The organism is Nonomuraea sp. NPDC026600, assembly GCF_040638335.1.
Lineage (GTDB): Bacteria > Actinomycetota > Actinomycetes > Streptosporangiales > Streptosporangiaceae > Nonomuraea.
The window spans coordinates 54,992-78,427 of record NZ_JBEZYD010000050.1 but is presented as its reverse complement, the minus strand read 5'-3'; the positions used below and the strand labels follow the sequence as shown (position 1 = coordinate 78,427).

Sequence of the window (23,436 nt, the reverse complement as noted above, 5' to 3'; positions counted from 1 at the left end):
CTCCTAGTTACTAGGGCAGCGCAGCACGCTGCCGTTTGAGGTTGATCGCGAGGGCGTGATTGCCTGCCTTCTCGGCGTCGGCGATCTGCTGGTCGAGGGTGGGGCCGGTCGGCTGGCCGCCGGACCCGGAAAAGTCGCCACCCGACACGGGCGGGACCGGGGGAAGCGCCGCAGCCGCGGCGGTCAGCGCGGCCATCCACGGGTTCGCGGTCAGCGCATTCTTGATGGCGTCGGCCAGCTTCGCGGGGAAGTCCTCGGCTGAGGGGTCGAGCTGGCTCGCGATGTTGGCGAACACCGTGGAGCCGAGCAGGGCGGCCGGGTTGACGCCGTGCTCGGTCGCGGTCGTGTACGCGTGCCGCAGGACGGTCTCCGTCCGGGCCTGGACTCGGTACTTGGCCGCGTCGCCGCGCGCGTCGGTCAGCTCCTTCTGCCACTTCTTCGGCAGTTTGGAGATGTCGTCGATGCCTCCGTCGTCGACGGGCGGAGGCGTCGGGGGCGTCCAGGTGGGCGGCTGCGGAACCGGGGCCGGCGCGGGGGGTTGAGCCTGCGGTGCCGGGGCGTTCGGGGCCGGTACGGCGGGCGCCTGGGGCGCGGGAGCCGGGGCGGCCGGGACTTGTCCGGCATTGGGGTCAGCAGGCGGGGTGGGCATGGTCATGCGGACCCTCCAGGGATCTGCGGCGGTGAATGTCCGGCACCTGGCCGGGCAGAAGTTTGGACCGCGCCAGGCGGCCCGTTTCGGGCATCCGTCCAGCGGAAACGGGACGGAAGTCGATGTATCGGGGCGTACGGTGCGCGCATGCACTCTCCCCAACAGCAGCAGCCCCAGCAGTGGCAGCAGACGTACCAGCAGGCGCCCACACCGCCGCCGCGCCGTCGGATGAGCCCGTTGAAGTGGTCGCTCATCGCCGTCGGCGTCGTCGTCCTGCTCGTGGCCGGCCTGGTGGTCTTCGCCACGGTCGTGGCCCGGGTGGCGGGCTCGCTGCCGTCGGCCAGCGCGACGCCGAACCGTACCGCGGAGCCGGCTACTGCGCCGTCGCCGAGCGCGGCCGAGCAGCGCGCCTACCTGGCCACGCTCAAGAGCATCGACCCGGGCCTCACCGTGAACACGGAGCGGGTGATGCGGCGGGCCGGCCGCGTGTGCGAGCGGATCCTGCACGGCGCCGACGGCGGCACCATGACGTTGGAGAAGTACACGGTGGCCGAGCTGTCCGGCGGGAACGCGACCATCAGCGAGGCGCAGGCCAAGCAGGTCATCGCGGCGGTGAAGGTGTGGTGTAAGCCTGTCTAGCCGCTGTAGTCGACGGCATCGGCCGCTGGTGGGCGAACCTGCAGGTAGGCGCGCACCCACACCTGGGCCAGCGCGCGCGAGGTGTCGTCCTCGCGGCCGGCATACGGGCAGCCGGTCATCGGCATGTCCCTCCGCGCGCAGAACTGGGCGTGCCGTACGGCCGCCGCTGTCTGCTGCTCGGTGAGGGTCATATGCCAGCGTCTCCCATTTCCCGGGTAGTTCGGGCCGATCTCTTGTCACTCTCACGCCCAAGGATTTGGGCGCGGAATTCGGTGAGCGTCATTCGCTGGTGAGTGTTCCACCAGCGGCGTAGCTCTTCACTAGCGTACTTCTTTGACCTGCTCAATGGGCCAGAGAATAGCGAAATAGGGTCAATTCCTTCGGCCTCGCCTGCCTTATTCAACAGGTAGCCGTTCGTTGCGTTCTCGGCTTGTAGCCACTGGGTGTGAATCCAGTCGCGGTAGAGCCGCGAGACGGTTTGGTCGAGGGTTTCGCCCGGCCGTCGGTCGCTATTGAGCGCGGCCCGGCGTTCCTCACGTCGGAGCTGCTCGGGGTCGAGTCCGAACACTTCGGCGTATGCGTCGACGTAGTCCCAGCCGCGGGCGACCAGGGCATCGACGCGGCGGTCATCGTCGCTGATCTCGACGTCGCCCCACGAGCCCCAGTGGTCCGTCGGCTGCTGGGCGGGCTCGTCGCGGCGGGCCATCTCCGCGGCGACCCGCTCGATCTCGGCCTCATCGCCTGATTCGAGCGCACGATTGAACCGGTCGGCGAGCTCGTTGTCGGTGAGCGCACCAATCGCCTTATGTTGGGCTTTGCTGGTGTCGACGTCGTCGAGGGAGAGCTGTCCGGGCACGTCGACGCGGGCCTGCTCGGCGCGGGCCTGCTCCGGCTCGGGGGTGGGGTGCCGGGAGAGCGTTGCGCCGGGCTCGCCGTCGATGGTGGGTTGCACGGTCGGGCCGAGGTCGGTGGTTGGCCCGCCGGACGGTCCGCCCGTCTTAGGGATGTTGCCTGCGCCGATCTGCTCCCGGTAGGTGAGGCGCTTCAGCTTCGGATGGGCAGCGAGGTGTCCGCGTAGCGCGGTCTGGGCGGCGCGCACGTCGGCGCCTGCCTGCTTCTTCGCCTCGGGTGTGAGGGCGCCCACCTGCCGCTCCTTCGCGGCACGGATGCGGCGTTCGAGCGCGCGCTGCTTCTGCCGGGCCTTGTCGCCTTCCGGATCCTCGGTGCCCTTCTTGAGGGTGGTGACGCCGGGCAGGTAGGCGGATGCGCTGTGGCGGCAGTTGGGGTGGAACAGGCCCTTGGCGCGAGCCTGGTCGAGGGTCGTGAGGACGTCGACAGTGATGAACTCGCCGTCCCGGGTGGCGTGCTCGACCCGGATCTTGCCGGTCGGTCCTGCGTCGCGGCGCAGCACCTTCGACTCGAAAGGCCGGCAGCGCTTGCACTCTTGCACGTTGTCGGAGATGTAGACGAGGTCGATGCCGATCGCGGCGAGGCGGTCGGTTTGGCCTTGTACGGCAGCCCGCTGAATGTTGGTGCGCGCCATCATCTCCACGTAAGTGGAGAGCTTCCAGCGGCGGCCGGCCCGGTCGGTGAAGTCGACGATGCCCCGATCCATCAGGCGCTGCCAGGCGGCTTGTGATGCTTCGCGCCGGGTGTAGCTGCCGGAGTTGATGCGGGCGGCGGCCCCGGCCTGCACGGCGCGGTAGGCGTCGACGGGCGCCCGGAGGATGTTGGAGTCGAGGCGGCCGACGTCGCGGTGGAGCGCTTGGGCGATGTTCTCCATCACCCTGGCATTGGGAACGACCTGCGTGGCCGCGCGCGCCTGCTGGCCGATGCCCGACTTCGGAAACCACTTCTCGGGAAGGTCGGCGACGGCCGCGTCCCCGCCCGACCGGTACGCCTTGGCGATCGCCTCGCGGATCAGCTTCGCCCGGGTGGCCTGCAGGCTGGCCAGGATCAGCCGGGCCGACGCCTGCAGCTTGCGGATCGAGTCGAGCTTGGTCTCCTGGAACGGCGACGGCAGGGGGAGATCGGCGCGCAACCGTTGGGCGATCGTCTTGACCAGGGCGCCCTCAACCTCGCGGTACAGGTCGGCCACCGTGGATGCGATCTGGTCGAGGAGGTCCTGGTCGACGGCCACAAGGACCTCCCCACCGAACTATTTCCGAGTTGGAAATGGTTGCTGCTGGCCGGGTGGCCCGTCCTCCTTCGCGGGAGGCTTCTGCGGGTCTTCGGGGTCGACGGGCTCACCATCGGGCCCGACCATCTCGCCCGGGAGCGCGAACGGGTCGGCCATCGGGTCCGGCCGAGCGTCGCCGATCAGCCGTACTTCCTCCTGGACCTGGTCGTCGTCCCAGTCCGAATGCAGCATGCGGACCGCGGTCTCATCCGATACGGCCTCGGCCCGGCGCATCAACTCGACGGTGGTGGCGAGCTGCATCATGTCCGGCGACACGGAGTCGGCGAGGGTGATGGTCGGCTTCTCCGGCGTGACCGCGATGTCGGGGAACAGCTTGGCTTCTAGCTCAAGCAGCATCTCGACTCCGTCGGCCACCTCGGGGATGGTGTAGAGCCCTTTCCGATTCTTGGTGATCAGGCTGCGGCGTTCCTTCGCCGAGACTTCGGTGGCGGTGACAGCCACCTCGCCCGACAGGCCGAACGACTGGGCGGAGTAACCGGTTGCTCGCAAGATTTCGGCGAGTAGTTCGGCGGCGGTGTCGCGGTGCTCGACGACGCGGATGGCGAACTGCTGCGCCGAGATCTCCATGCGCTGGTCGCCGGCCAGCATGTCGAACGACTCGTAGAGCTCGCGGTCGAAGTCGAAGAACGCGCCCTGGCCTTTCCCGTTCGACTGCAGATAGCTGGACGGAACGATGAGCCGGGCCTTGGCGAGCCGGATGTCGCGCATCCACGACGTCCACACCTCGTCGAGCGAGTCCATCATCCCGAGGACGGGGCCGTCGAAGTCGGAGCGTCCGAGCGCGGCGCCGGCTGGGTAGTTTCTCCACTGCCGGTTGGGCCTCATGTTGGGGACGTAGACGGCGGTGCACCGGTCGAGGCCGGTCGTGATGACGGGCTGCATGTTCTTCGTCTCGGCGTGCGCGGTGAGCGGCAGCTGGCCGCCGAGGTCGCCCACCTTGCCCTTGTACAGCCCGTTGAGGATGACGCCGGGCTCGTGGCGCTCCAGATGCCAGAGACAGGTGTCGTCGTCGGGCTGTTCGAGCACCCGCCAGAAGGTGACGGCGTACAGCTTGCCCCATCGCCACTCGGGTACGGCCGCGTCGGCGTGCACCGCGTTCAACCATGGCTTCTCGGCGACCTGCTTGTCCCAGACAGCCCTCAGGTAGTAGCCGCCCAGGGCCGCGCCCACCTCGGCGCCTTCCAGGAGGGTGGCTTGGAGGGAGGGGAGGAGTTCGTCGATGCGGTCCTGCGTCGCTTGGTCTTCGACCGTGATGGTGGGCGGCTCGGAGAACAGCAGGTCGGAGCTCATGGTGCAGATGTCGGACGCGACGGGGACGTGGAGTTTCGTGCGGCGCTCGCCGGCCGGGGTGGGGGCGCCCCAGAACATCCTCGCGACGGTGCCGACGACGCCGCCGCGGTACTGCGAGGGCCGGTTGGCGGGGATGGTGGCGGTGCCGCGGCCGTCGCCGTACAGGGCGGCCAGGCGCTCGCGGTCGCCGACGTACCAGGTGTCGAGCGTGTTGTAGTGCTGCTGGATGGGTTGGAGGTTGCGGGGCGGCCAGGTGCCGCCGCTCGGCAGCGGCATCGGTCCTCCTCAAAGGAGATCACATCACGTTGCATTGCATGCGAATTGTTCACGGACCGTGCACCAGAAATTGACAATCCGCATGGCGGATGTTCCGCTATCAGTGTCAGTAAGGGCCGCTGACCAGCGACAACACTAAGAAAGGTAGATCATGTTCAGGAATTTGTTCGCGCGTATCGGTGCAGCCGGTATGGCGGTCGCAATGGCCGCGTTCGTAAGTTGGGCCGCCCATCAGGCGGGCACGCCCGCTCCCCTTGCCTTCCTCGCCAGCGTGGCTACGGGCTGTTGCGTGGCCGTGGCCTTGGCCCCGGCGGCGCCTTTGGGGAACGTCAACATCGGTTCCCACCGGGAACGGCGTGCCGTCTCCCCTAGGGCCGCCGTAATCATGTTGATCGCGGCGATGGTGGGTGTTCTTGCCGGCTTCTCCGCGGCGATCACCACAGGCCTTGTGGTTGCTGCGGCAGCGCCCGGCAACCCTGTCGTGAGTCTCGCAGTGGCGTTTGCTGCTGGCTCGTGGACCGCCGTGTTCGCCGGGACGGCGACCGCCAACAGTCTCAATGGCACCGTGGGCAAGTTGAACTAAGGCCGGTTGAACCATTGTGATGATCTTCGGAGTTGCGAGGAGCAGGGCTCCCCCAGCTGACGCACAGTAGAGCTATGCTCGCGCCGCACGGCCCGGCGGCGCGAGCTGGCCGTGCCAGATGTTCCGCGTCGTTCGAATCCCGTACCGCAGCGCGTCACAGCCGTGGTCAGCCACCTTCAACGGCTTGTCCTCGCCCTTCTCCGATGCATCCGGATCCCAGGCGTAGCCGGGAATCTCCTTGATCAGCTCCTTGCACTCGGCCGCGACGAGTAGCCGGTCGGTGGCGAACAGGGAGGCGACGTCGCGGATGCCGTCGACCACCTCGTTGTCGGCCAACGTGCTCGACCAGCCGTCGCGGTGCATCTGCACCCGGAACGACTTCGCCGAGGGGTCGACAATGCGATACGACGGCGTGATCCCGAGACTGGCCTCCCACGCACGTAGGCGTTCGGAGTATTCGGCGTCCGTCAGCGAGCCGCGCATCTTCTTCGAGTCCCAGCGCCACTCATGCCCAACGTACAGCCGGCCGTCGACGCCCAGGCCGAGCATGAGCGCATGGAACGGGTTGGTCGTCCCGTAGTCGACGGTGAGGCACAGCCATTGCGAGATGGCGGGCAGCTGGTCGACGACGTGCCGGGCCGGATCCCACGACTCCCAGATCACCCCCTCAGCGAGACACCATTCGCCCAGGATCAGGCGGCGGTACCAGAGGCCGGTGAACTCTGAGGAGACGTCGTCGATGTACTCGTCGGTGAGGTTCGGGTTGTCGCGGAGCTGGAACGAGAACCGGTGCAGATTCAGGGTGTCGTCGTCGTGGTGGTGGAGCTCGCCGTGGATGTCCAAATGGACGCGGGCCCGCTCCAGGTAGTTGACCAAGAGCCAGTGCTGCGGCCCGTCCGGGTTGGTGGTGCCGAACAGCTGGGCGCCCGGGATGGAGAGCCGGGTGAGCAGCATCGTCCAGAAGCTCTCCGGCATCGTGGAGACCTCGTCGACGTACGCGCCCACCAGGGACAGGCCCCGGATCTTGTCGACGCTGCCCTCGTTGTAGGCGCCGGCGACGTAGATGACCCTGCCCAGGAGGTGGAGTTCTCCGGCTCCGGCGACGAACTTGCAGCGCTTCTCGCCGAGCATCTCCGTCAAGGGGTCGATGATGTTGCGCTTCAGCGTGCGTTCAGTCTTGCCGACCATGAGGAGGGGACCTGCCGGGGCGGTGCGCACGAACTTCAGCCATTTCAGCAGGCTGGAGATGGTCTTCGAGGATCGGACCGAGCCGTCCCAGATGTTAAGGCGGGCGGTGGCCAGCTCGACGGACTGGCGCTGCTTGGCAACCAGAGGGGTGACGTTCACAGGCCGGTGATGCCGCGGAGCCAGGCGTCGACGGCGGCCAGGCCCTCAGGGTCGCGGTCGAGCTCGATGAGGCGTGCGTGCTTGTCGACAGCAACGGCGAGGGAGCGAAGGATCTTCTCTTGGCCTGCGAAGTCGGGCTGTTCGAGGTTCGCTTCGGCGTAGGTGTTGTCGCGGCCGCCGAAGTTGTAGACCTTGCACGGCTCCCAGAGCTGGCCGCGGAGGCGGAGGGCGTCATCGAGCAGTTGGTCGGCGAGCAGGGCGCGCTTGTGCTTGGCGTCGTCGACGCGGGCCTGGGTTGCGACCCGGGTCTGGGCACGGTCGAAGGTGAGGTCGAGGTCCTTGGCGTGCTTGCTGATGGTGGCGCGGTCGCGGCCGAGCTGGCGGGCGATGGCGTTGCAGCCGTGGCCGGCGGCGTGGAGGTCACGGATCTGCTGGCGCTCGGCGTCGGTGAGGGGCGGGGCGGCCATACTCACCTCCCGCGGATGTCGCTCCTGGGTACGCGGCTGTAGTCCTGACCGCTGATCTGCAGCACTTCGCTCTGGTGGTGCCAGGCTTCGACTTCGGCGAGCGTTTCGTTGTAGCTCTGCGGCTTCTCGGTGAGTTGCATGCTGCTGGTCTTGGCCCACCAGCCGTCGTCACGGTGCTGCCATTCGAGCAGGTAGACCCAAGCGCCACCTTTGATCTTGACGAAGGGGTCGTCGGTGAGCGCCATGAAACCGAGCGTACCCGCACACGTGTTCGGATATGCGAGAGCCCCGCTCGATGGCGGGGCTGCTGGTGTCTGGGCATGCCGAAGACGCCTCGATCATGAGTTATCCACAGGGCCGGTGTCAACCTCGGAATTTCGCGGCTGGAGCAGCTCCTCGATGTTCTCGGCCAGTTCCTCCGCGATCAGGTACTCGTGGAGGTGAATCCGATGGTCTTCGAGTCGGCCTTGGCCGTGGGCCATCCTTCGTAGGGCCTCCTCCTTGGCTTCTTCGTAGAAGGCGACCTGGCTGTCCCATTTCAGGAGCGACGCATACTTTCCGGGAACGGCGGGCAGGTGGATCGCCAGCTTGCGAATCGCTTTCTGTTCAAGATCCGGCCTGCTTGCCCTGCTTGCCCACGCTTTCTCAGCGTAAAGATCCCCAACCCTCAAGAGTTGTTCGATCAAGAAGTCTCGCCAGTCCCGTTCTCGCTGCTCGTTGAACTGGGCCTGAAGCCGCGCATCAGCGATCTCACGCTCGGCTCCCAGCTGGCCGTCAGCCTCTTTGCGTGCCTTCTTTGCCTGCCACAGTGCGATGCCGAGTCCAACGGCTGCAGCCAGGGCAGCGAGCATCGAGCCCCAGCCGTCGATTTGCTCGATGAGGTGCGGTTGGTCGGGGGGTTGTTGCTGCACGGTCACGGTGACCTGGGGGGTCGCAATGGGGACAGGCACTGTGACAGTGACAGTCGGTGCGGGAGACGGCTCGGGGGTGGGCGTCATGCCGTCATAGTCCTGCGCGCTGCGGGTCGGGTCTCTGCGGCACGCACGTACCTCGCCAACCGTTCCCATTCTGAGATGGGCCAGCATGGTTGCCCACCCCACCACGTGCCGACCTCGCGCGGCGGCGGCTCGCAGATGCCGTGGCACACGATGGCGATCTGGTTGCCGGGCAGCGTGACCACGCGCCAGGTGTAGGCGCCTCCAACGGGGGTTTCGGGGGTGCGGCCGTCGCACCAGGGGCACAGCAGGCGGATGGTCTGGCCGGTGTACAGCATGGCCAACGAGCGGGCGACGGACTCGTACATGCGCCACACGATCGGCTCGGCCCACTCGCTCCACGGACCCGGCTCGCCGAGGTCGTCGTGCTCGTCGACCAGGCGGGCGCGGGCGAAGCGTAGGTACGGCCGGGCGTCGAGGTCGCCCACGCCGGGCGGCGCCAGCTGGCCCCACTCGGCGAGCTCGGCCGCCAGGTCGTCGGCGTGGACGAGGACGTCGAGGATGGTCTGGAGCACGTTGACGTCGAGCGGGGCCGGCGACTCGCGGACGCCGAGCGGGTTGCGGAAGTACCGGTCGAGGTAGGCGGCGGCGTCGCGGAGTTCTCGGCCTTCAGCGTCGAGCGGCGCGGGTGTCTGCCATGGCCGCTTGGTGGCCATGGGCAGTCTCGCCTCGACCAGGTCGGGCCAGTACTCGATCAGCCAGTCAAGGGTCTCGACGACAGTGGTACGGCTCAACGGCTCTCCTTCGCAGCGACGCAATCGGGGCAGTGGTCCGCGCCGAGCCGCTTGCCCTTGCCGTTCCTGCCGCCGGGCCTGGCGGCGATGTGACGCCAACCGTCCATGCCAGCCGAGATGCGAGCGCCAAGAGCTGAATCGTCAGTCGGAACGTGGTGGACGTTTGAGCAGCCCGGGGTGTCGCAGGCGATGAAGTACAGGAGCTCGGTGCGGAGGCTCATGGGCTGCTCCTGGTGGTGCTGCGCAGCTCGGCCAGGTCGCGCTGGGTCCAGTACAGGCGCATGGCGAACCACGCGGTGGCCAAGGCCCAGCCGCCGACGCCGAGGTTGTCGGTGAGCAGCTGGGCGAGGGCGTAGGTGCCAGCGGCGAGGGTGGCGAGGAGGCTGCCGCATCCGGTGAGCGCAGGGGCCTTCGCAGTGGGTGTGATCACGACTGGCCCAGGGTGCCGTCGAGAGTGCTACGGAAGATGCGTGCGGCGCCGCTCCGCACGAAGTCGGAGCCGGGCGGGTAGGAGTCGATGAGCGTGCGCATGCGCTCGACGGCGGCCTTGGCTTCGTCGGCCCGGGTCTCGATCTCGCTGTCCTTCAGGTACGCGTCGTACGCGGCGATGGGCACGCGGATGGAGTCGCGGATGCGGATCGTGCCGGGGAAGTCGCCGTTGTCGATGGCGCGGTAAATGGTCATGGGGGTGACGCGGAGCCGTGCGGCGACTTCCTTGACCTTGAGGAACTGCTGGCCTTCGCGCGCGGCGGCCTGGTCCAACGTTGGCTCGTTCATGGGGTCTCGGGCTCCTTGATGTTGAGGATGTAGGGCTTGCCGGTGCAGGGGGCGGTTCGGTGGGGGTGGTCGAGGGGTGCGTGCCAGTGGGTGTTGCCGCAGTGGGGGCAGTGGCGGACGTGTAGGTGCATGTAGCCGGTGTTGGGGCTGATGACGATGTGGGCGTCTGTGCGGGTGAGGGTGATGCAGATGTCGGCTTTGTAGCGGTGGTTCATGTGCTGGCAAGTGGTGGCGCAGGGGTTGCAGTAGCCGTTGCCTTCTTCGCGTCCGCAGGTGAGGCAGCGGGGTTCGCATTCGCCTGTGATGGGGCGTCGTGGGGGCGGTCGGTGGCGGGTTCTGGTGTCCGGGACTGGGGCTGTCCGGGACCCCGTCCTCTCTATCGAGAGGAGAGGACGGGGACAGGTCCCGGTCACGCTGCCCGGCTGAAGATCGTCTAGCTGTCCGGCACCTGTCCGGGACAGGTCCGATGTGGGGGTTTGGGGTTGATCGTCTTGGGGTGGGGACAGGTCGAAGAGGGCCTGAACACCTTCGGGGGGTACCTGGGGCTTGCGACGCTGTGATCTGCGGTTACGCGTAACAGACAAATGTTCTGCCTCCTGTCCGGGACAGCTCGGACGGCAGGTCACAGAGTTGCGACACACCCTCCGGGGGGTATTTAGCGATCTTGAGTGGGGTCCTGTCCCGGACAGTTCCAAGATCTTTAGACAGGTCCGGACGGTGTCCCGGACAGCCGGACGGCGGGCCCTCATCGGAGCCCCGCACGACGGGCCGCGATCGCGGCCGAGATGGTCTCGTTCGACGCCCTGAACCCCGCCATGCCGAGCTCGTCGCGGATCGCGTCGCGCCCGGCGTCCAGCGGCATCTGGAGGCCGTCGAGCATGTCGACGAGCTGTGCCACCTTCGGCGGCAGTCCGGAGCCGCCAACGGCCAGTTCGTGGCGCAGCGGGTCGGCACGGCGCCGCAGCTCGATCAGCGGCACGCCGTGGTTGGCGCGGCTCACCTCCCTCTTCAGGTACAGAGAGGTCTCGCTGACCTTCACCAGGAGCCAGACGGCGTCAACGTCGGCGTTCTTGGCCGAGGATCCGCGCTGGCCCTTCTCCAGGTCCTTGCCGGAGTGGTCAAGCCGGATGACCGAGATGCCCATGCCCTTGAGCGGGGCGAGGGCGTACCGGTACAGGTTGGCGAACGTGTCGGCGTCGTTCTCGCTGCCCTCGATCACGCGGGAGACGGTGTCGATGACGGCCACAGCGGGCTGGTGGTGGCGGGCCAGGGCCATGAGGTGCTGCCCGCCCGCAGCACTGTCGAGCGCGGGCAGGTCCGGGAAACTGAAGTAGACCAGGTTCTCCTGGAGGACGAGGAGGTCGGCGGGGCCGTAGCCGAGGCTGGTGAGCCGGTCGACGAGGTCTTCCAGAGTGTTTTCGATGTCGACGTACATGACCTTGACCGGCTCCCGGGCGGGCTGGCCGAGGACGGGCCGGCCGGTGGCAAGCGCGGCGACCAGCTCGAGGATGAGGAGGGACTTGCCAGCCTTGGGCGGGCTGTAGATGGCGATGGAGCGGCCACGCGCGATGAGCGGCTCCACCAACCAGGGGATGTCCTCTGGCTGGCGGGCGAACGCCTGCGCCCAGTCGATGGGGGTGTACAGCCCGGCGAGCGCGTTGCTGGTGCTGGTGTTGGATCCGGCGATGTCGCCTAGCGCCTTGGACAGCTCTTCCTGGGCGGCGGCGAGCGCGTCGTGGACGTCGTCGCCTGCGTTGGTAACCCACTGCATGCCGCGGGTGAGGGCGTTCAGCGCGCGGCGCGTGCGGGCGTGCCGGGCGACGATTCCGGCATGCCAGGCGGGATCCCCTGCGAGCGGGGCGGAGGCCATGACCTCGTGCAGGTAGAGCAGCCCGCCGTCGATCTGGGCGAGATTGCCCTCTCGGGTGAGCTTGTCGCCGACGATGACGGGATCTGTGGGGCCGTCGGCGTCGATGAGTTCGAGGATCGCGGTGTAGATGGTGCGGTGGGCGGGCCGGTAGAACGCTTGCGGGTCGGGGAGTGCGGCGCGGATGTGGTTGACGACGTAGGGGGTGGTCATGCAGATGCCGAGCACTGCCTGCTCTGCGGCCAGGTCCCAGAGCTTGCTGTCTTGCTCGGTGATCAACCGTGTCTCCCGGGTGGTTCTGGTGTGGGGGATGGGGCGATGTGATGGGATGCGGGATTAGTTCGTAGGATGGGCGTGACCTGCGGTGATGCCCTGGCGGTGGGGGCGTTTGGCGGCCGTTGTGGACGTGTAGCCGCAGGTCGCGGGCATGTGATGGAGTAATCCCGCATGGCGTCAAGTCAGGGCGCGCGGGCGCGGAGCCGCTCTTTTCGTTCCTTCTGCTCGGAGACTTCGGCCTTGGCGGCGGCGTACATCTCGGGTGAGGAGCGGCGCTTGCCGGAGGCGATCGCGCGGGCGTCGGTGACCCACGAGTCGGAGGTGACGGGGTACGGGTTGTAAGGCGTCCACCAGGGGCAGTTGCCGCAGTAGCAGCGTTTGGGGGCGCAGTACTGGCCGCTGGGTTCGGGCTGGCCTGTGAGAGCTGCTGGGGTGTGCGAGGCGCACCGGTCGCCCTGGTAGAAGCGCGTGGGGGTGGCGCCGCAGCGGGCGGTGCCGTTGGAGTATCTGCAGGGATTCATCGGGGCTGGTCCATGGCCATGTTCGCGGCCTGCAGCTGGTCGACGAGGTGGGCGAGCTTGTTGGCGCGCGCTGTCTCTCGCAGGAGCTGGCGGTGTAGTGATGGCGGGGAGGGCGGGCCGCTCGGGTCGTGGCGTTGCCGGGTGGGCTTGCGGTCAGGCTCGATGGTGGGGCCTGCTGCGGTGCGGTCCTTGGCGGCGGCGACGAGCCGCTCGTCGAGGTCGTTGTTCTCGGCGTTGAGCGTCTCGATCTGCTGCTGAAGCCGCCGCTTGTCGTCGAGGACGGCGATGAGCGTCTTCTTGGTGCGGAACCAGGCGAGCATCACGGCTCCTCGATATCGATGACGGCGCGGGCGGTGGGTTCGCCCATGAAGGAGCGCACGAGCGTGGAGACGCCGAGGCAGGCGTTCCACGTCGTGGCGGTGACCTGGCTGCCGTCCCACTCGGTGACGGTGATGACCGAGCCTGTCTTCGGCCGGGCCAGCAGCGGGGGAAGGCCCCCGACGGCGGTGCCGTCGAGGACCTCCCGCGTGGTGGTGCCGTTGGTCACGCTGGCGTCCCGCGCATGACGGTGATGCCGAGCTCTTTCTGCAGCGAGGTGACGACGGTCTTGACGGCGTCGCGGCGCACGTCGTCGGCGTTGTCGAGCCAGATGCCCATGAGGAGGTCGCCGCCGGAGATCCTGTAGCGGAAGCGGGCGTGGACGACGTACGGCTCCGAGTCCTCGAACGGCGCGATGCCGATCTCCAGCGTGCCGGGGACCTCAAGCTGCTGCTTGGCGCCGGCGCCCGCCGTGGTCTCCTCAGTGAAGACCAGCCGCTTGTTGCCGTTGTTCAGGACGGTTGCCGAATTGAACGTCACGCTCGTCTGGGTCTGGAAGTGCTGGACGAGTTCGAGCATGTCGGCTGCGGTGGGGACGCGGATGTCGGCGCGGTTGTCGTCGATGAAGTCGGCGAACACCTGCTGGGGGAGCATCTTGTGGTCGATGCCGATCCACCGCTTCCACGCGTCCGTCTGGTGCATGGCGAGTACCAGCTGGTGTTCGCCCCACCGTGCGGACTCGTCGCGGTCGAGGTCCTCGTCGGGCGTGGCCTCGTGGGCGTCGAGCACGGCGGTGATGCGGCCTGCGTCGACGTCGACGAACACCTCGGAGCCGGAGTCGGCGTGCTTCTTGTAGTAGAGAGCGAAGCTCGCGGCGTCCTCGACCACCACGCGGCCAAGCTTCCGGCGGGGTCGGGCCAGGTCACGGTCGAGCAAGTCGACGAGCTTGACGCTGTCCTTGAGCTTGAAGGCGTAGATGCTGCCGGGGAGGAGCTCGGCGGGAATCTCGCTGCCTTCGAGGGCCTCGATGAGGGCGTCGTTCTCCGTACGGATGGTCACTTGGCGATGTCCTTCGCGGTGTCGTTGGCGGGCTTGTCGAGGACCCTGAGGCCGGGCAGGGCGGCCTGGCGGGGGTCGTCGCGGAGCAGGTTGCCGTCGGCGTCGGTGAAGAAGACGGCGGCCTTGGGGGTGGCCTTGGGGGCCTTGAGGGTGACGTCGCCGCTGACGGCGAGCGCCTCGTCGTTGCCCTTCATGGGCTCGACGACGATCTGCAGGACGATGGAGCCCTTCTTGCCGTGCTCGATGACGGCGGTCACCAGCTCTTGCATGGCGTGGGCGGCGTCTTCGGCGACCTGGCCGCCGCGGATGTCGTTGAGGATGGCGGCAAACGGCCGGACGCGGCCCGGCTGCTCGTCGGTGTGGTCGGTCACTGATGTCCCTTCAGATGGTGATCAGGTCGGTGGGTCAGGCCGCGGCCTTCAGCCGCGCCTCGTACCGTTCAGCGGTGCGCTGGTGCACGCCGAGCCGCTCGGCGGCCTCCCGCAGCGGGATGTTGCGCTCACGGAGCTCGGCGTAGTTCTCCCGTCGCCACAGGCAGGTGAGGGTCTGGCCGAGCGGCGGGAAGTCGTCGAGGGTGCCCGCGTGGAAGTGGCGCAGGTAGCACGTCTTGCGGAGGCCGCGCCCGTTGTGAGGGCCCAGCTCGCCGCAGCACAGGCAGGAGACTTCGACGTACGCTTTCGGCTTCCTCACCCGGACACCGCCTCGGGTAGCGGCTCGCCGTAGCCGCCCCAGCGGAGTAGCACGCAGGCGTCGTTGAGTAGGAACCGCATCGGGATGTCGTGGCCGGCTCCAGCGATCCAGTCGTCGGCCTGCAGGTACGCCCACCAACGGTGAGCGTTGTCGGGGCCGACACCGTGCCGTTGGAGCACCAGCACTCCGACGTTTGCGCGGGCATGGATGCGTTCGGTTTCGGTCTCCTGCATCCAGGCGGCGATCTGCTCGTCGGAGGGCGAGCGCGTCTGCTTGCCTCCCTTCACCTCCCACACCACGCCGGGTGTGCCGGTGATGTCGCCCTGGTCGAGGGCGCCGGTCAGGGCGCGGCGTTCGGCGTGCGGCCAGCCGAGACGGCGCAGCGCCTTCACGACGGCGGTCTCGGCTGCGGTGCCGATGTCCTTCGGCCGGGCCATCAGGCCTCCCACCGGGCGATATGGGCAGGGCCGGGCACGCTGGCCGGGGCCGCTGCGTGGGTCGCCAGGGCGAGCAGAGCGGCGGCCAGCGTGGCGAGGATGAGCCCGGTCAGCAGCGCGACGACGATGCGGAGGTTCACGGGCGGCCTGCCCAGCGGTCGAGCGCCAGGCGGGCGTCCCGGATCGCGGGCCACAGGTCCGACGGCCGCTCGGCGCCGACCAGCCGGGACAGGACGTCGCGGTAGGCGTCCCGCTCCTCCGCGAGGGGGTCGGCCGCGGTCGGCTCGGTCGGCGTGGGCAGGCCGTCCTCGGACTCCAGCACGCTGGCGGCCACGCTCGCGGCGGCCACCAGCTCGCGCGCCCAGGTGGCGTCGGACACGTGCAGGTCCTCGCCAGGGCCGAGGCGGATTGGGACGATCGTCCCCTCCTCGCCACGGATCATGTCGCCGGCCACCGGGCGTCCGAGCGGCGTCCAGCTCGTGCGGCGGATGCTCGTCATCGGGTAGGCTCCGCAGGCTCTGAGACGAACGGGATGATGGGCCACTCCTCGCGCACGTCCACCGGATCGCCCTTGCTGGCCCGGTACTCGCGGAACGACCGCTGCTGCTCCGCCACGGCCTTGACCTGCAGCGCGTGCAGCTCATGCAGCGGCATCGCCGCGAGCTTCGGGTTCCGCTGCGCGATCCGGTACGCCACCCGGGCGGCGGCGATGGCGTCGTGCGAGGCGTCATGGGCGCCGTCGATGCGCACCCCGTAGTGCGCGCACAGATCGACGAGCTTGCGCCCGCCTTTCCTGTAGCGGTCGCAGTATTTGTCGAGAGGCCGCACGTCGATCACGCACGGCATCGACTTGGAGAACCGGTCCCAGAGCGGCTCCAGGCCGTGCCGGCGCGTCTCACGATCCATAAGAGTGAGGTCGTACTGGAGGTTGCAGCCGACGATCGGCACGCCCTCGTGCACCTGGCTCATGAGCGTGTCGGCCAGATCCTGGACCACCTCGGCCGGGTCCTGGCCGTGCTCGACGGCGTACGCGGTGGTGATGCCGTGCACGTCGGTGGCGCCCTTCGGGATCTCGACTCCGGGATTGGCGAGCCATGTGATGGTGTTGGCCTCGCCACTGGTGCCGTTGATCAGGCTCGCGCAGGCGGTGACGATGCGGTCGTTCTCGACGTCGACGCCGGTCGTCTCCGTGTCCAGAGCGAGAAGCAGTCCCTTGTGCCAGTCGCTCATATGGTCCGCTCCGGGATGTCCTTCACGAGCGCCTGGTAGAGCGGCGTGGCCTTCAGCCATTCCTTGGGATCGGCGTCACGCTTCTGCTGGTCCTCTTCCATGGCCCGTTCGAGGAAGTCCTGAGTGGTTTCGCTCATCTGCGAAGCGGTTCTGAAGACGTGCTGGATCTCGCCGAACCCGTAGTACAGGGCCAGGGCGCTGGCCTGGCGAAGGAGCCAGTTCGCGGCGTTGTACCGCCACGGGGCGTCCATCTCAGCGATGGGAAGCGGCGGGCGGTCCTTGGGGACCCAGGTCGTGCTCTGGCGGAGGTACTTGAACCACTCAAGGCTCTCGGCCATGGGGTCTCGCGTGGGGGTACTCATCGGCTCTTCCCAATGCGGGCGATCAGGGTGCCGATGGCCTCGCTGTCGCCGGTCTCGTTCTCGACCAGCTCGCCGAGGCGGTTCATCGCCTTGAGCTCGTAGTGCATCTGGAGGAGCCGCGGCTTGGACGTGCTCGGCGTCAGAGCCTCGTCCCGGTAGCTGGTGGCGGGGCGGGGCGGGGCTTCTCCGCGCTCGATGTTGACCGCGTCGGGGTCGGTGTCCCGCAGCGGGACCATGCCGCCGTGGTAGAGCAGCGTTCTCAAGGCGACCGACTGAGCCTTAGCCGTGCCCTTGTCACCGTTGTCGAGCGACTCCCCGGCGGCCTGGGCGGGCATCCAGTCGCCCATCGGGCCATAGATGCGGTAGGTCACGACAATCGTGCATTCGCGGGTGGCCTTGCCCGTGCTCGTGGTCGCGGGCGCATAGGACGGGCTGACCTCGGTCGGCATGATGATCACGCCGTGGCGGCGTACGACGGGCGCGTATGCCTCCATGGCGAGGTCAACGCCGCGATAGTCGAACCTGGCGGGCCCCTCCTTGACCTTGTCGAGCTTGGCGACCGCGCGGATGTCCCGCATGACCCGCATGAACGCGACGTGCACGGGCACCTGGTCGGGCTCACCGTCGCCGGTCTCGGCCTCGTAAGCGAGGACCTCGGGGGACGGCCCGCTGGGCTCGGGGATGCTGGGGCCCTCCCCGAGCTGGGCCGAAGGTCCGTCCCCGGCCGTCTGGGTCTCGTCCGGGCGGGCCAGCTTGGCCGCGCGGTCTTGCAGGGTGGTCACAGGGCCTCCGTCAGCCGGTGGGTCTTGGCGATGTCGATGCGCCGCGAGACGGTCTCGCTGACGCAGGCGGCGTAGGCGTCCGGGAACTCCTCGGCCAGCCGCTCGAGGTCCGCGGACGCGCGGCTGGTCGGCTTGTAGCCGTACGCGTAGTCGTTGCCGAACGCGCCGATCTCCGCGTCGCCGAGCAGCTCGACGAGGCGGGCCTTCGCGGTGTTCTTCCGCTTCTTGCCGGCCTTCTCCTCGAGGCGGCCGGACTCGTACTCGAGCAGCTGCTCGTAGGCGTCGGTCTGGTCGAGGGCGGCGACGCCGTCCCGCTCCGGGTGCAGCTGCTCGTACAGCTCGACGAGCCGGTCCGGGTCGCCGGTGGAGGCGGGTACGGACCCGGTCTGGATCTGCTTCCACAGCTGGTCGCAGACGGCGACGATGTCGGCGATGAGCTGCTCAGCGCCCTCGCGCCGGATGATGTACTGCCGGTAGTCGTTGCCGCCGATGAGGCAGGCGACGTGGATGTGGTCGTAGCCGGTGACGGCGATCTGCCACAGGACTTGTGCGAGCACGTCGTCGGGGACGTCGCGGCGCCACTTGCCGGCGACGAAGGCGTTGCGGGTCTTCACCTCCAGCGCGCACCGCTCGCGGACGTCCCTGGACAGGGGGCACTCGGTGACGCGCCGGTCGAGGGTGCACATCCTGTGTGGCTGGTCCTGGTGGGCGACGATGCCGACGCGGCGCACGACGGACCGGTTGCGGCGAGCCCACTCGCGGGCGACGGTCTCCTCGTGGAGGTTGCCCCACAGGGCGGCCTCGCCGGGGTCGTCGTCGTGGGGGAGTTCGCCGCGCTTGTCGTAGTAGACGTGCTGGTCGGTCTTGTAGCCGACGCCGAGGGCGTCGGGGACGTCGCTGGATCCGATGCCGCCGCGGCGGGTGGCAAGCCATTCGGCGCGGTCGGCGCTGGCGGGCAGCAGGAGGTAGGCGGTCGGGGTGACCCGCCTGGGGGTGGTCATGGTCACGCGGGCCTCGCTTCTGGGGCCGTGAGCTCGCCCGTTCGGGTGCCCTTCGGCTGGTAGGGGTGGGCGCCCGCCCGTGGCGCGCGGGGCGCCAGGGCGGGGGCGGGGTCGGTGAGGATGGGGAAGAGCCACGCGTCGGCGTCGGCCTGAGCGGCGGCGTTGAGGAGGGCGCGGCGCGCGCGGATACGCGTAAGCAGGCCGGTCACTGGCCACCGTCCAGAACCTCGATGGCGAACCGGCCGCTGACGTGCAACCCGGAGATGATCCAGCCGTTCATCGCGGCCAGGTCGACGTGCACCTCGAACCACGGCGACAGCAGGTACTTGCGGGCGTCGACCTCGATCAGCGTGGTCAGCTGGCCGGATCCTGCCGCGGCCACGCTGAGCGGCGGCACGTTGTGGTGGCGGCCGATGCGCTCGTACGTGATCCGGTACTGCGACGGGCGCGGCGGGTGCTCGGTGGCGTCGGCTGCGGCGCGGAGCTCGGCCACGACCTGGTCGCGACCGCGTGGGAAAGCGAAGCGGTTCAGCCAGTCCGCGCCACCCAGCTTCTGCAGGTACGTGGTCAGCGCGTCGAGCGCGGCCTGGGCCACGTCGTACGCCGGGGCGGAGTTGTAGAGCGCGTGGTGGACGTCGGTGCGGATGACGCGGGGATGCGGCAGCTCGGCCAGCCGGTCGGCGGCGGCGCGGAGGACGGGCGCGGTGATGTTGGCGGTGATGACGGTGGCCATCAGGAGGTCACCGGCCCGGCGTCCTCGTCGTCGGCGGGAAGCTGGGAGAGCGGCCCCGGGATGTCGGTGATCTGCACGTCGGTCCGCGACCAGTCGCGACGCGACATCAGCGGCCGGATCGGACCGTCGTCGCCATCGCGGCCGAATCCGCCCGCCCAGTGCCAGACGTGGCCCTCACCGTCGCGGTACTGCGCAGTCAGGTCCCACACCTGGCCCGAAGGGTCCGTGCACGACCCCGGGTTGTCGTCGTTCTCGTCCCAGGTCCAGTCCGGCTCCCGCTCGCGTTCCGGCAGTTGCCGGATGGGGGTGAGCGGGCCGAACGTGTTGTTCATCCACTCGATCGAGTGCGTGCGCCCGTCAGCGGTCGCGAACTGCGGGTTCCCGTAGCGGTCCTTGGTGACGAACAGCTCCGCGCCCTGGCAGTTCTGCCACAGCTCGCCCGGCTTGGGCACGCCAGCAGCGGGCTTGATTCGGATGACCTTCGCTGCCGCCCAGCCGAGCGGGATCGGCAGCGTGATGCCACCCGACTGGTCTGCGACGTCGAGTCGGATTTCCGACCACGGGCTGCCGTCTACGATCCGTGCGACCTGGCCGGTGATGGTGATCTGGAGTGTTTCTCCAGGCAGGTAGGTCATGACTGCGCCGCCTGCTCATCACGGGCGTCACCAACGGCGAGGACCGGGCGGCACTGCCACTCCACGTCCTCGACGACCTCGGTCCGCTTGATCTTCGGGAGGGCGGCGAGCGCTTCGGGGTCGGGCTCCTCGATCACGACCTCGCGCGTGCCGGTGACGACCCGCTCGCACATCTGCGCCCGGGTCGAGATCACCCGCAGGGACAGGCCGTGGAGTTTGAACGTCAAGTAGAACTGGCCAGCGGCGTCGCTCACCGACTTGGCCACTGTGCCCGGCATGACGCGCGCGAAGACCGCCGCGTGACGCCGCGCGTCGTCGCCCACCTGGATCCAGTCGAGCGCTGTGTCGGTGCCGTCGTACGGCAGGGGCAGCTCGGGGTGGGCGTCGAGGATGTCGGCCAGCGCGCGCAGGCCCTTGGCGTACTCGGCGCGACTGTCGAGCTGCTGGTCTGGGATGATGGTCATGAGACTTGCGTCCCTTTCTCTAGCTGCGGGATTGCGGTCTGCGAGGTCCGGCCGGACAGGGCTGGGCCTCGCCGCGTTTCAGGACTGAGCGGCGCGCTTGGCGATCCACGCCTGAACGGCCTTGATCTCCACACGCGACTTGGGCTTCTTCGAGCTGCTGCGGCCGACATCGACCACGGGCAGCTCGCCGTCAGCGACGAGCCGGTAGGCGTGAGCCCGTGAGACCTTCATGGCCACGCCGGCCTCCGGGATGGTGAGCAACACCTCTTCCTCCTCTCTGGTGGAAGAATTTTCATCCAATGGAGGTGAAAAAAGGGTCCTGACCTGGCAGCCCAGCGCGGTCGCGATGCCCTCGGCCGTCCGGGTGCTGCACGAGGTGCGGCGGCCAGACGTCAGATAGGCGATGACCTGCTTTGTCACTCCCGCCTGGGCGGCGAGTGTGACGGTGTCGTGGCGGCCGGCCATGAGCTCGCGGAGCAGCTCGCGGCTGCGGAGGACCATCTCGGGACGCCGTGACACTTGCTGAGACCTCCTGAGACTCGATGAGACGTTGGAAGAATATTCCGCCACCCTAGAGTCTTCGCGCAATGTTGTCCACCGCATGGTGGGATGTGCCGTCATGTAGCGCCAGGGATCTGGTTTCATAGCTAAATCTTGTTGTCTGCGATGTCTCCGGATACAACGGGTCGGACAGCCTGTTGACAGAAAAATCCAACGGACATGTTGATAGCAGGGGAAGTGCAGTAAAGGCGAGGGCTACGGAAGGCGACCAGAGATGCCGCCGCGAGACATCAATGGCACCACCAGCGATCATCCCCTCAGCGACTACGTTCAGGCGTACCTGGACCGCACAAAGCTGAGCCACCGGCAACTGGCGCGGCAATGCCGCGACCCCGAAACCGGCCACGGGCTCAACCACACCTACATCGGCGCGCTGGCCGCCAACGAGGTCACCCGAGTCCCTGACATGTGGAGACTACGCGCCCTAGCAGCCGGAATGAAGACCGAGAGTCAGGCCGACGTGACGGAGGAGTACCGGCGGCGACTGGAGGAAATCAAGCGACTGGCGGCCATCCAGTGGCTGGACCTCGGCGATGTATTGAAGGTGGACGCGGGTGGCGGCACATGGATCACCGTCAACGTTCCCGAAGGGCTGTCGGAGCGCCGACGGCAGCGGCTGATCAAGTGGGCCGAGGACATGGCGCGCGAGCTGGATCAAGAGGATTGATCGGATCAGCTGTGACTAAAACGGTACTTCCCCCTTACTTGGCGTAAGATTTTTCAACCATTTTGTTGTCTCGCGCGTCACACTGTTCCGGCATGCCCGTAACTGCCCCGGAAAGTCGACGGTGATGATCCCATGGCGCTCCTGACTGGAAGGGTCCGCTATCGCCCGCTCCCAGCCATCAAGCTCCCATACGGTCCCGTGCACGCCCGCGTCCGGCGCGACGGCACCATCGACTGGATCGTCGACGAGGCGCAGATAGACCCCATCCTGGGGAACGCGCTAGCCGAGGCCAGCACCGCCATGATCGCAACCATCCCGACGCTCCCGCCGACGACCCGGCCCACCCATGTTCGCTGGCACCGCGACCGCACGATCGGCGGCAGCGAACTCTTCATCGCGGACATCGACGCCGATGTCATCAACGTCATGGTGCCGCGAGATCTCGTCACCCGAGACGTGGCCATGCACGTTGGGCTGCACGCCACCGTCGTCCTTCAGACTCTCCTACGCACCATGCCCGTAATCGGTGAGGGCAGCACCCCGGCGCATACGGCCTAACCCCAAGAAGGAGAAACGCATGGCATCGCTCCGCAAGACCGCATCAGGCAAGTGGCAGGCCACCGTGCGCCTGGCGGACGGCCAACGTCGCATGGAGTCCTGATGGCGTCCTTCAGGAAACTACCGTCCGGGTTATGGCAGGCCACCGTGCGCCTGCCGTCCGGCAAGCGCCTCACGCACACGAACAAGCTGAAGAGCATCGTCCAGAAGTGGGCCACGCAGCAGGAAGCCGACATTGCGAAGGGCCGCCGCATCGACCCGCGGGCTGGCCGCATCACGGTGGGGGAGTGGTACGAGAAGTGGTGGCCGTCGAGGGTCGTCGAGGACGAGACCCGGCGCGGTGATGACGCCCAACTCCGCCTGCGCATCTTGCCGTACTGGCGAGAGTGGCCGCTCGGTGAAATCGGTCGCATCGACGTGCAGACGTGGGTGCGCACGATGGAGCAGCAGCAGGAGTCGAAGAAGAAGGGCCGTCACGCGATCCGGCGCTCCTACAACCTGTTCGCCACGATGCTCGGCGATGCGGTGCTTGAGGAACTGATCCAGGTGAGCCCATGTCAGAAGGTGGACCTTCCCGCGACCCCCCCGAAGGCACCGAGCTGGTTCACTCGCGACCAGGTGGACGAGATCGTGTGGCGGCTTCCGGTCGGGCACGCGGCGATGGTCGAGTTGATGTGTTACACGGGCCTGCGGTGGGGTGAGGCCGCGGCTGTGGCCGGCGCCGATCGCGATGACGAGACGGGGAACCCGATTGACTGGCTGCGTGGGCGGATTCTGATTCGCGGGTCGCTCACGCAGTACGGGCGATGGAAGGAGTACCCGAAGAACTCCAGCAGCCGGCGTGAGGTGCCGGTGCCGCGGCATGTGCTCGATCTTCTGGCGCCGCTCTTGGAGGGCCGCACGGCGGGTGCCTGGGTGTTCGTTGCGGGCAGGCGGTCGCCGGGCAGCAGTGAGCGTCCGACGCTGTCGGGGGCGAACTTCCGGCGGGTGTGGTATCAGGCGATCGACGCGGCCAACGCCGATGGCGCGAACGTGCCGCGGAACGATGTGCACGACTGCCGTCATACGGCGGCGAGCTGGCTCGTGCAGCGGGGCGTCCCGCTATACAACGTGAAGGAGCTTCTGGGGCACTCGTCGATGAACACGACGGAGCGCTATGCACATCTCGCGCCGAACGCGCATGAGGCGATTGAGGACGCGTGGTCGAAGATTATTGCGCACCAGCAGCGCACGGCGGCGTCTGGAGCGTGATCGTGAGTCGTTGACCTGCGTCAACGTGGATTCGACGTGCTACCGATGACGCACCACGTGGAGTGCG

At 68.1% G+C, this 23,436-nt stretch carries 37 protein-coding genes; 5 read left to right on the top strand and 32 right to left on the bottom strand.

The window, feature by feature from the left end; all coding sequences use genetic code 11:
- Positions 1-10 precede the first annotated feature (10 nt).
- Complete coding sequence (locus AB0F17_RS58725; protein ID WP_358043731.1) at positions 11-655, bottom strand: hypothetical protein; 645 nt, start codon at positions 653-655, stop codon at positions 11-13.
- 141 nt (positions 656-796) lie between these two features.
- Between AB0F17_RS58725 and AB0F17_RS58720 the strand changes: the two genes are divergently transcribed.
- Positions 797-1,288: a DUF732 domain-containing protein gene (locus AB0F17_RS58720; protein WP_358043728.1), complete on the top strand. Its 492-nt coding sequence runs from the start codon at positions 797-799 to the stop codon at positions 1,286-1,288.
- On the opposite strand, the gene AB0F17_RS58715 is transcribed toward AB0F17_RS58720, so the two are convergent.
- The 3 genes from AB0F17_RS58715 to AB0F17_RS58705 are packed head-to-tail and all read right to left on the bottom strand — an operon-like array spanning position 1,285 to position 5,054.
- Complete coding sequence (locus AB0F17_RS58715; protein ID WP_358043725.1) at positions 1,285-1,479, bottom strand: hypothetical protein; 195 nt, start codon at positions 1,477-1,479, stop codon at positions 1,285-1,287. The genes AB0F17_RS58720 and AB0F17_RS58715 overlap by 4 nt on opposite strands.
- On the bottom strand, positions 1,476-3,428 hold the full coding sequence (locus AB0F17_RS58710) for a phage minor capsid protein (RefSeq protein WP_358043722.1): 1,953 nt from the start codon (positions 3,426-3,428) through the stop codon (positions 1,476-1,478). The genes AB0F17_RS58715 and AB0F17_RS58710 overlap by 4 nt, the downstream gene beginning before the upstream one ends.
- Positions 3,429-3,446: 18 nt before the next feature.
- Positions 3,447-5,054 (bottom strand): hypothetical protein, encoded by a 1,608-nt coding sequence (locus AB0F17_RS58705; protein WP_358043719.1) that lies wholly within the window; start codon positions 5,052-5,054, stop codon positions 3,447-3,449.
- A 151-nt stretch (positions 5,055-5,205) separates the two neighbouring features.
- On the opposite strand from AB0F17_RS58705, the gene AB0F17_RS58700 reads away from it, so the two are divergent.
- Positions 5,206-5,637 carry a hypothetical protein gene (locus AB0F17_RS58700; protein ID WP_358043716.1) on the top strand — a complete coding sequence of 144 codons (432 nt, stop codon included), beginning with the start codon at positions 5,206-5,208 and terminating at the stop codon, positions 5,635-5,637.
- 72 nt (positions 5,638-5,709) lie between these two features.
- On the opposite strand, the gene AB0F17_RS58695 is transcribed toward AB0F17_RS58700, so the two are convergent.
- The 28 genes from AB0F17_RS58695 to AB0F17_RS58560 all read right to left on the bottom strand — a co-directional run bounded on the left by AB0F17_RS58695 (position 5,710) and on the right by AB0F17_RS58560 (position 20,851).
- A complete protein-coding gene (locus tag AB0F17_RS58695; RefSeq protein WP_358043713.1) occupies positions 5,710-6,984 on the bottom strand; it encodes a PBSX family phage terminase large subunit in 1,275 nt (424 codons plus the stop codon).
- Complete coding sequence (locus AB0F17_RS58690) at positions 6,981-7,451, bottom strand: helix-turn-helix domain-containing protein (protein ID WP_358043710.1); 471 nt, start codon at positions 7,449-7,451, stop codon at positions 6,981-6,983. Before AB0F17_RS58690 ends, AB0F17_RS58695 begins: the two co-directional genes overlap by 4 nt.
- 2 nt (positions 7,452-7,453) lie before the next feature.
- Positions 7,454-7,696, bottom strand: coding sequence for a hypothetical protein (locus AB0F17_RS58685; protein ID WP_358043707.1), 243 nt, complete (start codon positions 7,694-7,696; stop codon positions 7,454-7,456).
- A gap of 93 nt (positions 7,697-7,789) precedes the next feature.
- On the bottom strand, positions 7,790-8,449 hold the full coding sequence (locus AB0F17_RS58680; RefSeq protein ID WP_358043704.1) for a hypothetical protein: 660 nt from the start codon (positions 8,447-8,449) through the stop codon (positions 7,790-7,792).
- On the bottom strand, positions 8,446-9,180 hold the full coding sequence (locus AB0F17_RS58675; protein WP_358043701.1) for a hypothetical protein: 735 nt from the start codon (positions 9,178-9,180) through the stop codon (positions 8,446-8,448). Before AB0F17_RS58675 ends, AB0F17_RS58680 begins: the two co-directional genes overlap by 4 nt.
- A complete protein-coding gene (locus AB0F17_RS58670) occupies positions 9,177-9,401 on the bottom strand; it encodes a hypothetical protein (RefSeq protein WP_358043698.1) in 225 nt (74 codons plus the stop codon). Before AB0F17_RS58670 ends, AB0F17_RS58675 begins: the two co-directional genes overlap by 4 nt.
- Positions 9,398-9,610 carry a hypothetical protein gene (locus AB0F17_RS58665; RefSeq protein WP_358043695.1) on the bottom strand — a complete coding sequence of 71 codons (213 nt, stop codon included), beginning with the start codon at positions 9,608-9,610 and terminating at the stop codon, positions 9,398-9,400. The genes AB0F17_RS58670 and AB0F17_RS58665 overlap by 4 nt, the downstream gene beginning before the upstream one ends.
- Positions 9,607-9,957, bottom strand: coding sequence for a helix-turn-helix domain-containing protein (locus AB0F17_RS58660; protein ID WP_358043692.1), 351 nt, complete (start codon positions 9,955-9,957; stop codon positions 9,607-9,609). Before AB0F17_RS58660 ends, AB0F17_RS58665 begins: the two co-directional genes overlap by 4 nt.
- Entirely contained in the window at positions 9,954-10,172 is a 219-nt protein-coding gene (locus tag AB0F17_RS58655) for a hypothetical protein (protein ID WP_358043689.1), read from the bottom strand. Before AB0F17_RS58655 ends, AB0F17_RS58660 begins: the two co-directional genes overlap by 4 nt.
- A 530-nt stretch (positions 10,173-10,702) precedes the next feature.
- The gene (locus AB0F17_RS58650; RefSeq protein ID WP_358043687.1) at positions 10,703-12,103 is read right to left on the bottom strand and encodes an AAA family ATPase; all 1,401 of its coding nucleotides are present in this window, start codon (positions 12,101-12,103) and stop codon (positions 10,703-10,705) included.
- A gap of 179 nt (positions 12,104-12,282) precedes the next feature.
- Entirely contained in the window at positions 12,283-12,621 is a 339-nt protein-coding gene (locus tag AB0F17_RS58645) for a hypothetical protein (RefSeq protein ID WP_358043684.1), read from the bottom strand.
- Entirely contained in the window at positions 12,618-12,941 is a 324-nt protein-coding gene (locus tag AB0F17_RS58640) for a hypothetical protein (protein WP_358043681.1), read from the bottom strand. Before AB0F17_RS58640 ends, AB0F17_RS58645 begins: the two co-directional genes overlap by 4 nt.
- Entirely contained in the window at positions 12,941-13,168 is a 228-nt protein-coding gene (locus tag AB0F17_RS58635) for a hypothetical protein (RefSeq protein WP_358043678.1), read from the bottom strand. The genes AB0F17_RS58640 and AB0F17_RS58635 overlap by 1 nt, the downstream gene beginning before the upstream one ends.
- The gene (locus AB0F17_RS58630; protein ID WP_358043675.1) at positions 13,165-13,998 is read right to left on the bottom strand and encodes a DUF2303 family protein; all 834 of its coding nucleotides are present in this window, start codon (positions 13,996-13,998) and stop codon (positions 13,165-13,167) included. The genes AB0F17_RS58635 and AB0F17_RS58630 overlap by 4 nt, the downstream gene beginning before the upstream one ends.
- Positions 13,995-14,369: a hypothetical protein gene (locus AB0F17_RS58625; RefSeq protein WP_358043672.1), complete on the bottom strand. Its 375-nt coding sequence runs from the start codon at positions 14,367-14,369 to the stop codon at positions 13,995-13,997. The genes AB0F17_RS58630 and AB0F17_RS58625 overlap by 4 nt, the downstream gene beginning before the upstream one ends.
- A gap of 34 nt (positions 14,370-14,403) precedes the next feature.
- Entirely contained in the window at positions 14,404-14,688 is a 285-nt protein-coding gene (locus AB0F17_RS58620) for a hypothetical protein (protein ID WP_358043669.1), read from the bottom strand.
- Positions 14,685-15,125, bottom strand: coding sequence for a hypothetical protein (locus AB0F17_RS58615; protein WP_358043666.1), 441 nt, complete (start codon positions 15,123-15,125; stop codon positions 14,685-14,687). The genes AB0F17_RS58620 and AB0F17_RS58615 overlap by 4 nt, the downstream gene beginning before the upstream one ends.
- On the bottom strand, positions 15,125-15,265 hold the full coding sequence (locus AB0F17_RS58610; protein WP_358043663.1) for a hypothetical protein: 141 nt from the start codon (positions 15,263-15,265) through the stop codon (positions 15,125-15,127). The genes AB0F17_RS58615 and AB0F17_RS58610 overlap by 1 nt, the downstream gene beginning before the upstream one ends.
- Positions 15,262-15,624, bottom strand: coding sequence for a hypothetical protein (locus AB0F17_RS58605; RefSeq protein WP_358043660.1), 363 nt, complete (start codon positions 15,622-15,624; stop codon positions 15,262-15,264). The genes AB0F17_RS58610 and AB0F17_RS58605 overlap by 4 nt, the downstream gene beginning before the upstream one ends.
- Positions 15,621-16,355 carry an exonuclease domain-containing protein gene (locus AB0F17_RS58600; RefSeq protein ID WP_358043657.1) on the bottom strand — a complete coding sequence of 245 codons (735 nt, stop codon included), beginning with the start codon at positions 16,353-16,355 and terminating at the stop codon, positions 15,621-15,623. Before AB0F17_RS58600 ends, AB0F17_RS58605 begins: the two co-directional genes overlap by 4 nt.
- On the bottom strand, positions 16,352-16,717 hold the full coding sequence (locus AB0F17_RS58595; protein ID WP_358043654.1) for a hypothetical protein: 366 nt from the start codon (positions 16,715-16,717) through the stop codon (positions 16,352-16,354). The genes AB0F17_RS58600 and AB0F17_RS58595 overlap by 4 nt, the downstream gene beginning before the upstream one ends.
- On the bottom strand, positions 16,714-17,499 hold the full coding sequence (locus AB0F17_RS58590; protein ID WP_358043651.1) for an ERF family protein: 786 nt from the start codon (positions 17,497-17,499) through the stop codon (positions 16,714-16,716). The genes AB0F17_RS58595 and AB0F17_RS58590 overlap by 4 nt, the downstream gene beginning before the upstream one ends.
- On the bottom strand, positions 17,496-18,500 hold the full coding sequence (locus AB0F17_RS58585; RefSeq protein ID WP_358043764.1) for a YqaJ viral recombinase family protein: 1,005 nt from the start codon (positions 18,498-18,500) through the stop codon (positions 17,496-17,498). The genes AB0F17_RS58590 and AB0F17_RS58585 overlap by 4 nt, the downstream gene beginning before the upstream one ends.
- Before the next feature lie 2 nt (positions 18,501-18,502).
- Positions 18,503-18,709 (bottom strand): hypothetical protein, encoded by a 207-nt coding sequence (locus tag AB0F17_RS58580; protein ID WP_358043648.1) that lies wholly within the window; start codon positions 18,707-18,709, stop codon positions 18,503-18,505.
- The gene (locus AB0F17_RS58575) at positions 18,706-19,233 is read right to left on the bottom strand and encodes a hypothetical protein (RefSeq protein ID WP_358043645.1); all 528 of its coding nucleotides are present in this window, start codon (positions 19,231-19,233) and stop codon (positions 18,706-18,708) included. Before AB0F17_RS58575 ends, AB0F17_RS58580 begins: the two co-directional genes overlap by 4 nt.
- On the bottom strand, positions 19,233-19,868 hold the full coding sequence (locus AB0F17_RS58570) for a phiSA1p31-related protein (protein WP_358043642.1): 636 nt from the start codon (positions 19,866-19,868) through the stop codon (positions 19,233-19,235). Before AB0F17_RS58570 ends, AB0F17_RS58575 begins: the two co-directional genes overlap by 1 nt.
- Positions 19,865-20,332: a hypothetical protein gene (locus AB0F17_RS58565; RefSeq protein WP_358043639.1), complete on the bottom strand. Its 468-nt coding sequence runs from the start codon at positions 20,330-20,332 to the stop codon at positions 19,865-19,867. Before AB0F17_RS58565 ends, AB0F17_RS58570 begins: the two co-directional genes overlap by 4 nt.
- 78 nt (positions 20,333-20,410) lie before the next feature.
- Positions 20,411-20,851, bottom strand: a complete 441-nt coding sequence (locus tag AB0F17_RS58560; RefSeq protein ID WP_358043636.1) for a helix-turn-helix domain-containing protein — start codon at positions 20,849-20,851, stop codon at positions 20,411-20,413.
- 256 nt (positions 20,852-21,107) lie between these two features.
- Between AB0F17_RS58560 and AB0F17_RS58555 the strand changes: the two genes are divergently transcribed.
- From AB0F17_RS58555 to AB0F17_RS58545, 3 genes are all read left to right on the top strand, one after another.
- Positions 21,108-21,560: a hypothetical protein gene (locus tag AB0F17_RS58555; protein WP_358043633.1), complete on the top strand. Its 453-nt coding sequence runs from the start codon at positions 21,108-21,110 to the stop codon at positions 21,558-21,560.
- A 132-nt stretch (positions 21,561-21,692) separates the two neighbouring features.
- A complete protein-coding gene (locus AB0F17_RS58550; protein WP_358043630.1) occupies positions 21,693-22,118 on the top strand; it encodes a hypothetical protein in 426 nt (141 codons plus the stop codon).
- A gap of 102 nt (positions 22,119-22,220) precedes the next feature.
- On the top strand, positions 22,221-23,369 hold the full coding sequence (locus AB0F17_RS58545; protein WP_358043627.1) for a tyrosine-type recombinase/integrase: 1,149 nt from the start codon (positions 22,221-22,223) through the stop codon (positions 23,367-23,369).
- Positions 23,370-23,436 lie beyond the last annotated feature (67 nt).

Bases quoted from the DNA above. Each gene is read 5' to 3' on its own strand.
- AB0F17_RS58725 (WP_358043731.1), bottom strand. From the start codon at position 655: ATGACCATGCCCACCCCGCCTGCTGACCCCAATGCCGGACAAGTCCCG.
- AB0F17_RS58720 (WP_358043728.1), top strand. From the start codon at position 797: ATGCACTCTCCCCAACAGCAGCAGCCCCAGCAGTGGCAGCAGACGTAC.
- AB0F17_RS58715 (WP_358043725.1), bottom strand. From the start codon at position 1,479: ATGACCCTCACCGAGCAGCAGACAGCGGCGGCCGTACGGCACGCCCAG.
- AB0F17_RS58705 (WP_358043719.1), bottom strand. From the start codon at position 5,054: ATGCCGCTGCCGAGCGGCGGCACCTGGCCGCCCCGCAACCTCCAACCC.
- AB0F17_RS58700 (WP_358043716.1), top strand. From the start codon at position 5,206: ATGTTCAGGAATTTGTTCGCGCGTATCGGTGCAGCCGGTATGGCGGTC.
- AB0F17_RS58690 (WP_358043710.1), bottom strand. From the start codon at position 7,451: ATGGCCGCCCCGCCCCTCACCGACGCCGAGCGCCAGCAGATCCGTGAC.
- AB0F17_RS58685 (WP_358043707.1), bottom strand. From the start codon at position 7,696: ATGGCGCTCACCGACGACCCCTTCGTCAAGATCAAAGGTGGCGCTTGG.
- AB0F17_RS58680 (WP_358043704.1), bottom strand. From the start codon at position 8,449: ATGACGCCCACCCCCGAGCCGTCTCCCGCACCGACTGTCACTGTCACA.
- AB0F17_RS58670 (WP_358043698.1), bottom strand. From the start codon at position 9,401: ATGAGCCTCCGCACCGAGCTCCTGTACTTCATCGCCTGCGACACCCCG.
- AB0F17_RS58660 (WP_358043692.1), bottom strand. From the start codon at position 9,957: ATGAACGAGCCAACGTTGGACCAGGCCGCCGCGCGCGAAGGCCAGCAG.
- AB0F17_RS58655 (WP_358043689.1), bottom strand. From the start codon at position 10,172: ATGAACCACCGCTACAAAGCCGACATCTGCATCACCCTCACCCGCACA.
- AB0F17_RS58645 (WP_358043684.1), bottom strand. From the start codon at position 12,621: ATGAATCCCTGCAGATACTCCAACGGCACCGCCCGCTGCGGCGCCACC.
- AB0F17_RS58640 (WP_358043681.1), bottom strand. From the start codon at position 12,941: ATGCTCGCCTGGTTCCGCACCAAGAAGACGCTCATCGCCGTCCTCGAC.
- AB0F17_RS58615 (WP_358043666.1), bottom strand. From the start codon at position 15,125: ATGGCCCGGCCGAAGGACATCGGCACCGCAGCCGAGACCGCCGTCGTG.
- AB0F17_RS58605 (WP_358043660.1), bottom strand. From the start codon at position 15,624: ATGACGAGCATCCGCCGCACGAGCTGGACGCCGCTCGGACGCCCGGTG.
- AB0F17_RS58600 (WP_358043657.1), bottom strand. From the start codon at position 16,355: ATGAGCGACTGGCACAAGGGACTGCTTCTCGCTCTGGACACGGAGACG.
- AB0F17_RS58595 (WP_358043654.1), bottom strand. From the start codon at position 16,717: ATGAGTACCCCCACGCGAGACCCCATGGCCGAGAGCCTTGAGTGGTTC.
- AB0F17_RS58585 (WP_358043764.1), bottom strand. From the start codon at position 18,500: ATGACCACCCCCAGGCGGGTCACCCCGACCGCCTACCTCCTGCTGCCC.
- AB0F17_RS58575 (WP_358043645.1), bottom strand. From the start codon at position 19,233: ATGGCCACCGTCATCACCGCCAACATCACCGCGCCCGTCCTCCGCGCC.
- AB0F17_RS58570 (WP_358043642.1), bottom strand. From the start codon at position 19,868: ATGACCTACCTGCCTGGAGAAACACTCCAGATCACCATCACCGGCCAG.
- AB0F17_RS58565 (WP_358043639.1), bottom strand. From the start codon at position 20,332: ATGACCATCATCCCAGACCAGCAGCTCGACAGTCGCGCCGAGTACGCC.
- AB0F17_RS58555 (WP_358043633.1), top strand. From the start codon at position 21,108: ATGCCGCCGCGAGACATCAATGGCACCACCAGCGATCATCCCCTCAGC.
- AB0F17_RS58550 (WP_358043630.1), top strand. From the start codon at position 21,693: ATGGCGCTCCTGACTGGAAGGGTCCGCTATCGCCCGCTCCCAGCCATC.
- AB0F17_RS58545 (WP_358043627.1), top strand. From the start codon at position 22,221: ATGGCGTCCTTCAGGAAACTACCGTCCGGGTTATGGCAGGCCACCGTG.